This window comes from Candidatus Cardinium hertigii, assembly GCF_050864915.1.
In the GTDB taxonomy this organism is placed as follows: domain Bacteria; phylum Bacteroidota; class Bacteroidia; order Cytophagales; family Amoebophilaceae; genus Cardinium; species Cardinium hertigii_D.
This window is the reverse complement of sequence record NZ_JBOZWY010000004.1, coordinates 55,892-68,110: the sequence shown is the minus strand read 5'-3', so window position 1 is coordinate 68,110 and position 12,219 is coordinate 55,892. Positions and strand designations below refer to the sequence as shown.

The following is a 12,219-nucleotide window of genomic DNA, read 5'->3' as shown; positions in this document are numbered from 1 at the left end:
CTGAAATAGAAGGATTAACTCGGGTGAAGAACAAAATCCTTTAAAATACCGAAATAATTTTGGTGTAATAGTAAACATTTTAGTCAATTTTTAACTAAAATTAATAAAATAACCGCTCCCTTAAAACAGATGCGACAGAACCTGTTAAAATACTACTACTATGTTCACTATACCTAAAGATCGGTTGATTAGTTGGTGGAATACTAACATACGTCATCAGGAAGATAATAATTTATATATTGTTGATAATAAAGGAAATAATTCTTATTATGATACGCAAGATCATTTGACATTAGTAATGTATACAGGTTCTTATAATACTGAAAATAGTACTACTGTTAGTTTGAACTCTGTTTTTCCTTCACTAGTCGTAGATCCTAAGGAAAACATAATATTTCATTATTGTGACTTATTAAGTCATGCTATTGATTGGGATTGCGCTATTTATATGAATGAAATAATTCAAAATTATGATAATGCAAGATTAGTTATTGCCATCAGTTGTAATAACTTAACAAAGATAAATTTCGAAAATAGTTCTTTTTATACGTATGTATCAATGTTTCGGAATAAAGTTAATTTACCACTTTTAGATCGCTTAGATATAGGTGTAATAACATTTGATAATAAGTATAATTGTATAGGGATATCCAAGGAAAATATACAATCTACTATTGCTAGTTTATTCCAAGAGCCTAATAATAAACCAACCACAAGCCGAGTAATTTTTTCTTTTGATCAGAAGAAAATTTTTAAATTTTTTTTCGAAACATATAATAGAGGGGATAAGGATGTTTTTGTTTTGAATACCCCTGATTCTGCTATAGCATTAGATAATACAATTATAACACAAAATGATAGAAATATATCTAATTTGGTAAATGTACTATGTACAAATATACAGGAAACCCTTATAGAAGAAATAAAAAATAATATTCTTTCTATAGAAAACCGATCAAATAATTTCCAAGAGATAATTAATCAATTGGAAAAAGGAATCAATATGCTTGTTAAGATTAAATCAGAACTCGATTCTTCTTCTGTTAGAACTAAGTTTTTCCTAAACAAAGTTGTTACTAATTTTAATGGTACTATTTCTAATGAAAGTTTATCATATGTTACACATAGCGATGAAATTATAGAGATTTTAATGGATATTCATAATTATTCTTGTATAGATAATGAGGATATATCAGATAAAAATACGTGTAAATTATCAGAATGTAACTTTTTGAAAGGATTAGAAGATGTTATTAATGATCTTAATATTGTAAAAAATTGGTATATTTTTTTAAATGAACTATATACTTGGTTATCAGAATATTATGTACAGAAAGATACTCATCGATATAAAGATGTATTAAATCATGTTCAGGCTGAAATTGAAATATTTCTTAACGCTAATGCAACGGTAGACATCAATAATGTTATACATCAATTTGCCATTAATTTCGCTTCCAATTCTGATAGGTTGAAGAAAACTGGTATTATTGACACCGTTCCGTTAAATCCAAGAAGACTTACTTTTTTAAATAAAACATTAGATTGGACATTAAAAAATACAACTAAATTCTCATGTGATAATGAGAGTTTAGTTGTAAAAGGAAAATATATTAGGATAAGTGATATTAAGGAATATAAAAAATATAACTGTAGTGAAAAATCGAAAAATATAACAATACTTGCATTAGATAAAACATTTATTGACACTAGTTTAAATGAAACAGGTATAAACTTATATATAATATCACCAAAACTAGAGGTTATAGGTAATCATCAAATAATATTAGATGGTGAGCCTGGAGTAGATCATTCTAATAAAATAGCACGTAAGCCGATTGGTCCAGGATCTCGTGGGAATGATGGTTTGCCTGGATTACCAGGTGGCTCTGCTGGAAATATTTTAGTTATAGGAAAAACTTTTATTAATTCTAGTAATCTAACCATTAGTGCTAATGGTGGTAAAGGTGGTAAAGGACAAGATGGAAGTGATGGAAATGGTGGTAAAGATGGAATACCTCCTAAAATTCCTTTAGATAAAAACTATAGTGTACGAATCTTAGAGAGTATCTTATCTTATGCAAACTGTTATAGAGAAGATGGAAATGGTGGTAAAGAAGAAAAAAAAATTAGAGTCCCTCTTATTAATTATTACTATAATGAGTGTGTTACTGGCGATATAAAATTATGTAAATCATCGGATATAGATGATTGCAAACAAGTACTACAATACACGTTTTTAAATAAAAAAATAAATTATAATAAATGTAATCGTATAAATTGTACTGAATACAATATTTATGGTAAAAATGGTACTCAAGGTGGTTATGGAGGAAACGGAGGATCTGGTGGATCGGGAGGCTATTTAGGAATTGTTAACATCATTGGATTAGGCACTGAACCAGAAATTATAGTTAATAGTTCTTTAGGATTTCAGGGAGAACATGGTATTGGAGGTAAAGGTGGGATTGGGGGTAGAAATGGAGACGTAATTAGAGTAGGTTACATAATGGTTCATTATAATAATTTATCTGATAACTTATGCTATTCTTATTGGGAAAAAATAAATCAGAAACCTTCAAATCTTTTTGCTTTACCAGGTAGTCCTGGCGTTGACGGTAATAATACCGATAGAATAAGAGAACCTGAACAAGTAGTTGGATATCCTGCTGATGCAATAAATACGTATAAACGTTATGCAAGAGAAAATTTAGTTGGTAATATAAATGAATCTAATTTAAAAAGTTTTCTTTCTGATTTAGATTACAATAAAGATATTAGAAATTTGTACGATGTACCATCATTAGTTAATGACTTTCAAATTTTAGAAGAAGATTACGCTAAATTAAATAAGAATATTTCTTTTTTACCCTTTTATCAATATTTATTAGATCGAGTATATGAATATAGCGATAATATGACACTTTATGAAAGTTGTTCAGATAAAAAAGAAGTATTGCGTTACTTAGCTCTCGCTCTTTTAAGTAAAATAGATCGATATTATCAAAGTGAATTAATTGTAAATACATCAAGTTATTTGAATAGAATATTAGTTGATATAAAAAATTTGGAAGATATCGAATATATATATTCATTAGATCAATCTATAAAAAAATATAACCAAGAAATAGACAGAGATATAAATCTGGCTAAAAGTTTCATTGAACAACTTAAAGAAGAGACCTTACAAAACATTGATGACATACAAAGTAAAAATACTTTACTTATTAATGATACATTGAAATTTATTTTTGATAATCAAGATAATTTATATGAAAAAAAATCTATTATAAAAAAAATTAAAAATTTACTAAACTTGAAACAATTTTTATATTTTATCGAGACTGGAACTTTATTTGTTGTTCTTTCTAGTGGATTAGCAAATTCTACAATTTTATTAATAGAATCTGGATTTAATATAGGAATAGGTTTAATTTCCAGTGAATTGGATATAAGTAAAGAAAAAAATAAAATATTAAATACATTAAATAACCTAAATGAATATAATTTATTAATAAAAAATAAAATACTTATTCCAATAATATCTTTAAAAGATCTGTTAGAAAATACAGAAAAAAAATTAAAAAATTTTAATGAAAATTATTCTAATCAAGAAAATATTATTGAACTAAAAAGTAATATATCATATTATAACAAAGAATTAGAAAATAAAATTAGTGAAATAAAAAATATTAAATATATTAGTTATAATTTACTAAATACAACTGAAGAAACAATAAAATTGTTTTATACAAATATTTCAAATATATATAAAAATATTGATATATATAAAGATATAAATTTTGAAGATTTTCTATTTATTGTAAATAATTTTAAAAATTCATTAATTGTTTTTCAAGAATCTTATGATATTTACAATGAAATAAAAAATGATAATGAAAAAATTAGTAAATTTTCTAATTTTATAAACATAATACATGATACAAAAGATGTATTATATAATAATAAAAATTATGCATACAAAATTATATTTCCTAATATAGAAAACATAAATATTTTTATTTCAAAAATTGAAAAAAGTTTAAAAAAAAATTATCATATTAATATCTATATGTTAAATTGGGAGATAAAAAAATATTTTAAATATTTTAAATATGAAATAGAAAAAATTTACAAATTATTTGATAAAAAAGAAGAAATATTTTTTTACATTGAAAAGTTACAAGAAAGCATATTTAAAACTATTGAAATATATGATAATATAAAATATTATGAACGTGATAAATCATACGCATATTTGATTAAGCAGGTAAGCAGTGATAAAGGCTTAGAAAGCTGTATAAAAAATTCAGACTTAAAAAATATTCTTGATAGGTTAAAAGTTACTATACAAACTAACCTTATTTTAAATAAATATGAAATTTTTATAAATGGTTTTGAGCAAAAATATTTAGGATTTTCACATTTATATATCAAAAAGAATAATTTACCAGATTCCATTCAGATAAACAAAAATGATATTAATAATTTAGTAAAATATTTTATAAAAAATGTAGTAGAAGATTTAAAAAAAAATTTAGATGATTATAGTAATTTTATTAAAAATGGTACGAATAAGTACATACATATTAATGGAGAATTTAATAATAAATTACATGGAACACAAAGAGCATTTTTTGTTTGGAACGGTCATGAAAATAAAATAATAATGGAAGATTTATTATCAGGTAGAGGTGTAATACTAAAATCTGACATAAGAAATGGAGTTGATCAATATTTAGTTAAGTATAAAAAAATTCATATTGGTTTTAAATTAAATTTATTAAATAGTTCGGAATCAGATCAAATAAATTTTTATAAAAGTTTAGCAGATTTTAACATAGTCATGCAGGATTTGGGTGATCATCATTATAAATGTCATAATAAAATATTTATTATTAAAAATTCTCCAACATATATGAGTTATACTTTTGATAGGACTGGAGATGGTATACCTAAAGATAAAAGTTACCACACTACTACAATTGAAAATAATGATTCTTTTCTTAGTCCATATACTACGTGGTATGTAAAAATTGATTCTAAATATAGAAATAGTAACTTTTCAACACTAGAAAAATATAAAAATCATATTATAGATCTCGAGTTAGAAGGAATAGCCGAATATATAGAGTTCAAATCTGGTGAAGAAGTATGTAATAATTTAGATTATTCTTATTTACCAGATCATACTATCGTAGAAGATATAGTACTTACTAGAACATCTGATCAAATTCATAATCATAGAAAACGTCGCAGTATAGATCCATACCATGATGTTGAAGAATTTCAACCTGTAACTAGTGGATCTAGTAGTAATATGGATAAGTCAATTATAAAAAATATAGCTGATTTATTGGGTAGGAGTTTAATGTCATTTAACCCAATAAGTCGAATATCCAATTGGTTTAGTAAGGGTAGAAATAATGTTTATCAAGAAAGCCTAAATATGTTAGATAACAATCTACTTTATGTAAAAATGATAAATATTGAATATTATTCTATAGAATTACCACCATCGTTACCAAGAATTTCAGATAATAAATCATCTACTAATATAAATAGTATAGAAAATAATTTAGTAAGCAATAGTACTTTATTATAAGTGACTACCTTATTCGATTAAAACAGGTGTTAAATACAGAAACGTACTATTCAGAAAGAAAATATACGCATATTGAGTCTGCTCAAGCATTAGCCTATAGAGGATATCTCCAAAAGACCTAAAAGAATCTACTGAAGATCGTAATTACCAGGGAAAAGAATTAGAGAAATCTGATGGTCAAGAATGTAGTGCAAACGCTTCAGTTTATCAAAATCTGGTCCATTCTATGTCATCTTTACCTATAATAATAATATAGGATATGGTCAGACAACAGGTTTACATTATGGAATACAATCCCTAATAATAACATAAGTTTATGGATCTGGGGAATCCTTTAACTCATCTTGTGAACAATTTAAGTATAAGGTAGCATAGGTGGTTCTGTCGCGTTTGATTTTATAAATAACAGGTCATCTATTGAAGCCCTCAAATATGACCCCAAATAAGCTAAAATTTTGCATCTGTTATCTTTTTAACATAAATTATACCGTAAGACTTAACATTTGTAGTGGTTTTATAAGGTATATAATATACCCAAAATGTTTATCATTTAACGTTCGTTTTAACTTATACAAAGTATCGAAGGAATAGAGACGTTAAATTATTTTCTAGAAGTATAGACATACTATAATCCTAAAGTTATTATATTGAAGGACATGATTGATAGCTCTTCTATATCCCTATGGTAACTTCAAAGTTTTTAAGTCCCAAGAACGACGTAGCCTTTCGTAAGATATTTGGTAGCGAAAAACATAAAGATATTCTTATCCACTTTATCAATGATGTGCTCAATTTAAAGGCCTCAGATAAGGTAGAAAAAGTTACATTCTTATCCACGATTCAGGATCCAGATATTGCATATAAAGAAAGAAAGTGTAGTAGATGTCTTATGCACAGACCAGTATGGGAAGCAAATAATTGTAGAGATGCAGGTTTCCCTCAAAAGGTTTTGAAAAAAGAGCCCAGTATTATGCCTCTAAGCCCTATTCCAGGCAACTCAACTCAGGCCAAGAATTAGGAGCTAGATACCAAGATCTCTAAAGCAGTGATCTTATAGCTATTACGGATTATGTATATTTCCTGATAAAAAGATTACTTATCTAATCATGTTATTCTAGACGCAAAAACGTATGAAAGAGATTTAAAAGACTTTTCATTCACTTTTATAGAGTTACCCAAATTTAATATTAGCTGTATAGAAGGACTCTTACTATTATAGAAAAGTGGTGTTACTTTTTTAAGCATGGCTCCTTCTACAAGTGAAGAAGACCTAAAAAAACTAATAGGCTCTGATTTTAGTTATCCAACGCGCTATGAAGCGTTAAATAGATTCAACTGGTCAGAAAAAGAATTGTTTACCTATGAACAAGAGATCAAGCGCATCAGGATAATCAGCTGTAGAAGATTACATGAAACAAAAATCTAGAGAAGAGCGTAGAGAAGAGGGAATCCGAATAGGAGAACAAAAAGGTAAGTTAGAGGGTAAGTTAGAGGGTAAGTTAGAAATAGCTAAAACAATGCTTTCTAAAGGCTACTCTATAGAAGATATTATGCTTATTACCGGACTACATTATTGTGATATTCAGTCTATTATATAGATTTTTATTCTGTCTCATCAAACGGTCCTTTTTTTAAGACAACCTAAATACCCACTTAAAATACTCCATAAACTATATCATATTCCGATCCCAAAAAACAAAATATCATAAACTCATGGTTTTTAATATTTTTGAGACAAACCAAAAATATAGGTCATATTAAGAATAGATATGAAAGATCTACATAATACTCTATAAAAAGTTCGCCATGGCGAACTTTTTATAGAGTATTAATAAACTCCTGTAATGCATACTTTAGTTTTTGTTTAACTAAATCGTCTATATTTCTTAGCCCCTTATCTTTTACTATAATATCACTACCAAAAAGAAAAAATTGAAGAATAGGAAACTTATTTTGATCACTAGAACCAGATATAATACTATTTATTTTCTGTATATCATTTTTCTTTAAAGCTTTGGTAATATTTCTAAGTTTATTCCTAGAAGTTATATTATGATCAATCAATTTATTTCTTATATCTTCAGGAAACTCAGAAAAAGAAATATACTCTGAAACAGTTCCCTTAGAAATAGATATTGACCTAGCTAAATGTTCTTGACTTTCAAAAACCGAAAATTCTAATAGTTTTTTAAATGCCATCCCCAATTCTATTGGAGTAAGGTCATTACGATGTATATTCTCTATTAAAGCAATAGAATTTGAATGCTGAGTATCTTTCAATATTATACAAGGAACCTTAGTAATACCAACTAATTTAGAAGCTCTCAATCTTCTTTCGCCACTAATAACTTCATATTTACCACTTGATTCTTTAATAACTGTAAGAGGCTGACAAATACCATGCTCTCTTATTGAATCAGCCAACTTAGATAAATCTTCTTTATCAAATGACTTCCTAGCTTGATTTTTAAAAGGAACAATTTGGTCAACATTTAAAAAATAAAATTCTCCTACTGACTTATCCAATCCAATACTAGGTCTAGAAGAAGGTATTGATACTGGTTTAGCTATTTTTTTCATATCTTCTGATATTTCTTTGTACTTTATCTTTCTAGCCATTTTATCACTTAATTTAGTTATCCTACTTTTTATAGATATTATTACCATAAGCATATCTATCTAAAAGATGAAAAGTCAGATCTAGTATATCTTCTAAAGCTATAGAGTTTTTTTTAGCAAAAAGTACCAAGGGCTTACCTATTTTAGCAGAAATATTAAAATCTTCACTCTTCCTTACAGCGAAATCTTCTTTAATATACGTTTTATAATATGTTCTCAACAAAGACATTGACTCTGCGGAACTAATCGTTCTATACTCATATTTATTTGGTATAATATGCATACATTTAGGAATTATTCCTGAATGAGTATAAAAGTTATTTAAATCCTCTAGCAATATTTTTAAACCATTTAAACTATATGGTTGTGTTTCACATACAAGGTTAATTACATCTGAAAAGAAAACAATATTTCTGTTTAGAAAACTAACCGTTGGATTAGTATCTAAAAATATAAAGTCATAATCAGATTCTATTAATGATAATTGTTCTGAAAGTTTGTTAAATGACTGTTTTTTATCATAAAAAATAGATTCAATACGGGTCAAAGATAAATTTGAAGGTATAAGATCAAATCCTAAAAATATATTCTTCTTTACATCGTTAAAGGAAGCTTTATTGGTAAGTAGATCGTATAAAGTTAAAAAACAACTATCAGATTGTAATCCAAAAGAAGTAGACAAATGAGCCTGAGGATCAGCATCTACAACTAAAACACTATAGCCCATTAAGGCAATATGTGAAGATAACTGAAAACAAATACTGGTCTTTCCTACACCTCCTTTAAAATTATAGAAAGCAAATTTTTTATTTAATATGGGAAGATTTTTATTCGAACGAACAGATTTTATAATATTACGGCTATCATGTATAGAAAACTTTTTATTTTTTAATTTATAATCTTTTAATTTACTTAAAGAATTAGAATCCATATACTCACCAAGCATATTCTCATTTATTCTGGACAATATTTCTATATATCTGATACTCAACCGATCTTTATTAATATCAATCATTTATTATAAATATAAAAAAGTTCGCTGCGGCGAACTTTTAAGTTCGATTTATTAATTACGAAATTAACATGAAAAGTCATAAATGTGTTATTACATACTATACAGAATTATAACACTATTAGAAACAAAACTATCTAATTCAATCGTGATAAAAACAATATTTTATATATGAATAACGTATATAATCTTAAAATTACCACACCTAAATGAGAAACTATAAGTCTAAAATATACTTATATTAATCATATATAAAATGAGTTATTCACCAGTTTTATTTACAAAATAACCATATAGTTTTCTACTAACTAACCTTTCAAAACCTGCTTCTCTCATTGCACTTCCTACCAACTTAGTGTTTAGCCTAATAGCAGTTCCAACTATATTCTGTAAATACCTAAGGATATTTGTAGCTGTCATAAACTCCCCTTCAAATTTAGTAGAAGGTGAAAGATACTGGGTTATTAATTCAGCCTCTGTGGACTTAGTAGTAAAATCACCAGATCGAATTTTTAAATCCGATAAATCCTCTTCACTTAATTCACCACTGAATTCATTCAATTTGTATAAAAAATAAGCCTGTTCCCAAGATTTTTCTACTATATACCTAGTTGCGTCACTTAAAAAATCAATAGAATCTACCTCAAAACTAATCCATCTACTATAACCAGATTCTGATCGCAAAAACTCAACATCATTCGTACTACCTACAAAAGATGCGATACGAGAAGACGTTGTCTCATCCTCCTGGTAGGGTAAACGTACATTTATATAACGTTGGGACAACCAATTCTTAAGCATTTCTGAATTACCTCGAAATTGATGAAGTTCATCTAGATTTATTATAAAATTTCTAATAAGAGATTTTTGAGCATCTTTTTCATTACTTATAACGGGATTAGGATTATAATACTTTATAAGAGAAGATGGGCATAAGAACTCACAGAAATAACTTTTACCTATATTTTATTTAGGAGAACACAAAATTAAAGCATGTTTATTTATACCTGCAGGATTAAATACAGTTCTAATTGCTCTTACCATCCATTTTTTAAGATGCGTATACCAATAATGTTTGTTAATAGGGGTAGGATCTTTTAGATGAACATAACTAGATAGTTCAAGAACATAATCTCTATTTTCATCAAAATCTTCACCCTCAAAAGATAGAAAATAATCTTCTATAGGATTAAAACGTTCTACAAAAAAAGACTTTAATATGCAGTTAATCAATTCTAAAGAGCATTCGAAACCATGTCTATCCAGATTATCCCTTAACTCATTAATATTAATTTTTTCCCATATATTACTTTCCTTTTTAGTACTCATCTCGCGTTCTTGCGTAACAATATTCAATCGAAAATTAAACTTATTACTCAAATAGTCTTTCACTTTAGCACGTTTAGTATTAACCGTTTTTATAACTTTAGGGGAAGAAACAAAATTTGTAGAAATCGACTAATAAAAACTGAAAATCATCAGAATCATATTTTTTAAAATACTCTGCTACATCTTTTACTTCTTCTGGCAATGGAATTGAGGCAATTCCATAAGATGTTTCCAATTTTTTAGAAGCACTTTTACCAGCTGAATCATTGTCATAGCAGCTTAATAATACAGAAGTTCTAGTACGTAAACTTTTCAGCAAATCATCGCTAGGCATTTGATGCTCAGACTGTAAAGAAATAACATTCGTAAAACCTTTAGAATAAGCAGAAAGACTATCCTTTTCTCCAGCCGTAAACAATACATAGTCTAAATCTCCTTCTGGTAATTGGAATAGACCAAATACATCATCTTTAGTTTGATTCTTGTACGAAAAAGACTTTTTTTGTCCTTTAAAACTTGGATCATCTAAAAAGGATGATGATATTTCTGGAATATATACTTTTACCCTACCAGATATATGATAAGCTGATACAATCTGATTTCTTCCTTCATATTTAAAACACAAAGACCTTCCTGAATTACTCACGTAAGACAAATAACTTACTTGTCTTACATCAAAATGATCTAAAACAGATTGTGTAATACCATATTGTGACCAGTATTTCAGATATAGATTAAAGATAAGAGATTCTGAATCGGATGGTATATATTCAATAGATAGAGTTTGGGAAGGTAAAGAGGATTCTGGTTTTTTATCTAAAGATAATTTAGGAAGAACAGGTTTTGGAATAACTTTTATATCTTGGTCACTATCTAACCCCAAACACATTTCTTGGTTAATTACTGCTAACACTTCTTTAAATTGTGTCGTACAATCTAATCCATAGAAATCTGCCCACATTTTAAAGGCATCTCCCTGGTGACCAGTATTGAAACTCTTATAGAACCATTTTCCCTTATTATCAGTGAAAATACTCATTGAAGGTCTATTATCCTTTTCAGAGAAAATAGATTTATAATTTTTTTTCCTTACATTTGAATTAAATGTAGGAACTAAATGGCGGATGAGATATTCCTCTCCTCCACACCTTTCAAGGATTTTTTCTTTCGTTAGCATAAGATTGTTTTTAATCCCTTGGAAGGCTAGTTCTTACATCTAATCTGGGTCCAACCAAAATAAAATAAGAAGTAGCCTTCTTCGGGAGGCTATTTTATTATTTTCTGCTGTGTTTCTCGAAAATATCAAGGTAATCTTCCTTAATACCCTCCTTAATTACTATATCAATACAACTTTTAATAGTCCCTTTCAGAGTAATATTAATCCCTTTACTTAAGATATTCATGTGAATAGAGCGTAAAGACATATACTCTTCTAGAGACATGTTAAAACTACAGTTTCTAACTATTTTTTCTTCTTTTTTGTTCATTTCATACTGATTATGTATGTGATTTACATTAATCAACTAACTACTTATTTTCATTAAATAAAATTACATAATAAAAACATAAAAAACAAACTAACAGTTTATATATAAAAACGTGTTAACATCATAAATATTTTATAACCCATAGTTAAGGTTATGAATGTAATAAC

Annotated in this window: 9 protein-coding genes and 1 pseudogene; 4 read left to right on the top strand and 6 right to left on the bottom strand. The window is 27.1% G+C overall.

The genetic code is table 11. The annotated features are described in order from the left end of the window. Positions 1–3 precede the first annotated feature (3 nt). Positions 4–78, bottom strand: a pseudogene (locus tag ACRRVD_RS03265) (IS6 family transposase); the annotation flags it as partial. Between the two features lie 82 nt (positions 79–160). Here ACRRVD_RS03265 and ACRRVD_RS03260 point away from each other — a divergent pair. The 4 genes from ACRRVD_RS03260 to ACRRVD_RS03245 all read left to right on the top strand — a co-directional run bounded on the left by ACRRVD_RS03260 (position 161) and on the right by ACRRVD_RS03245 (position 7,203). Next, entirely contained in the window at positions 161–5,605 is a 5,445-nt protein-coding gene (locus ACRRVD_RS03260; RefSeq protein ID WP_432461710.1) for a transcriptional regulator, read from the top strand. 682 nt (positions 5,606–6,287) lie between these two features. Continuing rightward, positions 6,288–6,623, top strand: a complete 336-nt coding sequence (locus ACRRVD_RS03255; RefSeq protein WP_432461709.1) for a PD-(D/E)XK nuclease family transposase — start codon at positions 6,288–6,290, stop codon at positions 6,621–6,623. 225 nt (positions 6,624–6,848) lie between these two features. After that, a complete protein-coding gene (locus ACRRVD_RS03250) occupies positions 6,849–7,031 on the top strand; it encodes a hypothetical protein (protein WP_432461708.1) in 183 nt (60 codons plus the stop codon). Continuing rightward, positions 7,015–7,203: an Rpn/YhgA-type helix-turn-helix domain-containing protein gene (locus ACRRVD_RS03245; protein ID WP_432461707.1), complete on the top strand. Its 189-nt coding sequence runs from the start codon at positions 7,015–7,017 to the stop codon at positions 7,201–7,203. Before ACRRVD_RS03250 ends, ACRRVD_RS03245 begins: the two co-directional genes overlap by 17 nt. 220 nt (positions 7,204–7,423) lie before the next feature. On the opposite strand, the gene ACRRVD_RS03240 is transcribed toward ACRRVD_RS03245, so the two are convergent. The 5 genes from ACRRVD_RS03240 to ACRRVD_RS03220 all read right to left on the bottom strand — a co-directional run bounded on the left by ACRRVD_RS03240 (position 7,424) and on the right by ACRRVD_RS03220 (position 11,742). Beyond that, entirely contained in the window at positions 7,424–8,278 is an 855-nt protein-coding gene (locus ACRRVD_RS03240) for a ParB/RepB/Spo0J family partition protein (protein WP_432461706.1), read from the bottom strand. Beyond that, positions 8,247–9,170, bottom strand: coding sequence for a ParA family protein (locus ACRRVD_RS03235; RefSeq protein WP_432461705.1), 924 nt, complete (start codon positions 9,168–9,170; stop codon positions 8,247–8,249). The genes ACRRVD_RS03240 and ACRRVD_RS03235 overlap by 32 nt, the downstream gene beginning before the upstream one ends. A gap of 327 nt (positions 9,171–9,497) precedes the next feature. Continuing rightward, the gene (locus tag ACRRVD_RS03230) at positions 9,498–10,154 is read right to left on the bottom strand and encodes a VapE domain-containing protein (protein WP_432461738.1); all 657 of its coding nucleotides are present in this window, start codon (positions 10,152–10,154) and stop codon (positions 9,498–9,500) included. A gap of 48 nt (positions 10,155–10,202) precedes the next feature. Then, complete coding sequence (locus tag ACRRVD_RS03225; RefSeq protein ID WP_432461704.1) at positions 10,203–10,616, bottom strand: hypothetical protein; 414 nt, start codon at positions 10,614–10,616, stop codon at positions 10,203–10,205. Positions 10,617–10,662: 46 nt separating this feature from the next. After that, positions 10,663–11,742, bottom strand: coding sequence for a toprim domain-containing protein (locus ACRRVD_RS03220; protein ID WP_432461703.1), 1,080 nt, complete (start codon positions 11,740–11,742; stop codon positions 10,663–10,665). Between the last annotated feature and the right edge of the window lie 477 nt (positions 11,743–12,219).

Coding starts and splice junctions, on each gene's coding strand:
- ACRRVD_RS03260 (WP_432461710.1), top strand. CDS start 161: ATGTTCACTATACCTAAAGATCGGTTGATTAGTTGGTGGAATACTAAC.
- ACRRVD_RS03245 (WP_432461707.1), top strand. CDS start 7,015: ATGAAACAAAAATCTAGAGAAGAGCGTAGAGAAGAGGGAATCCGAATA.
- ACRRVD_RS03220 (WP_432461703.1), bottom strand. CDS start 11,742: ATGCTAACGAAAGAAAAAATCCTTGAAAGGTGTGGAGGAGAGGAATAT.
- ACRRVD_RS03240 (WP_432461706.1), bottom strand. CDS start 8,278: ATGCTTATGGTAATAATATCTATAAAAAGTAGGATAACTAAATTAAGT.
- ACRRVD_RS03235 (WP_432461705.1), bottom strand. CDS start 9,170: ATGCTTGGTGAGTATATGGATTCTAATTCTTTAAGTAAATTAAAAGAT.
- ACRRVD_RS03250 (WP_432461708.1), top strand. CDS start 6,849: ATGGCTCCTTCTACAAGTGAAGAAGACCTAAAAAAACTAATAGGCTCT.
- ACRRVD_RS03255 (WP_432461709.1), top strand. CDS start 6,288: ATGGTAACTTCAAAGTTTTTAAGTCCCAAGAACGACGTAGCCTTTCGT.